A 932-nucleotide genomic window follows, 5' to 3' on the forward strand; every position below is an offset into this window, starting at 1 on the left:
TATTGATTAAAGAAAAAACAGAAGCCTTTATATAGCAAAATTAACAAACCTAGACGATAAATTATCACAAGAAAAAAGCTCAAATTAAAAAACAAGATAAACATCTTTAGAAAATGAAAAAATTAGCGCTAACGTTAAAACAGCAACAATTAAAAAACGCTATCAGAACAACAATGCGCATTACTCATTCAATATGCTGACGGTAAAATTATTGGTGATGGTCAAGCTGACTTTACTCGAGAAACTAAGCGCTATCATTTAAAACTAAAAGAGAATGTGTTTTCATTGTTAGATGTTCCCGGTATTGAAGGAAAAGAAGGGCTTGTTTTAAAGCAGATAGAAGATGCCGTTCAGCAAGCTCATGCTGTATTTTATATCACTAATAAAGCAGCGCCACCACAAACTGGTGATGAAGGCCGTATAGGAACGTTAGAAAAAATTAAGTTACACTTAAATGCACAAACTGAAGTATGGTCTATTTTCAATAAGAAAATAACAAATCCCAAATTGTCATTAAAGAATCGTTCTTTATTATCCGAAGATGAATTAAGCAGCCTAGCAGGATTAGATGAAATCATGCGTGAACAACTGGGGCACCATTATAAAAAGGTTGTTTCTTTAACCGCATTACCTGCTTTTTTAGCGTCAACAGATTGCTTAGTTCCTGGTTCTCAAAATGCAAAAACGCCGAAATAAAATTCTTACAAGATTTTCTGGAATATGAATTATTAGAGCGTACAGGGATACTTTGATTTTATTGACTTATTAGAACATGAGTTATTACCTGATAGTCAAAATAAAAATTTATCGTGCCAATCTTAATAAAACAAAGGAAGCACTTAATAACACGATTCAAGGATTAGAAGAGATAGAACGAGATTATCAAAAAGTTGCTGATGAGATTTCTATTACCTGTGAAGATTCAAAAAAAT

At 32.2% G+C, this 932-nt stretch carries 1 protein-coding gene; it reads left to right on the forward strand.

The annotated features are described in order from the left end of the window. Positions 1-276 precede the first annotated feature (276 nt). Positions 277-696, forward strand: a complete 420-nt coding sequence (locus BHE89_RS18710; protein WP_128860718.1) for a hypothetical protein — start codon at positions 277-279, stop codon at positions 694-696. Positions 697-932 lie beyond the last annotated feature (236 nt).

It is taken from the genome of Shigella sp. FC1967, assembly GCF_001743005.1.
Lineage (GTDB): Bacteria > Pseudomonadota > Gammaproteobacteria > Enterobacterales > Enterobacteriaceae > Proteus.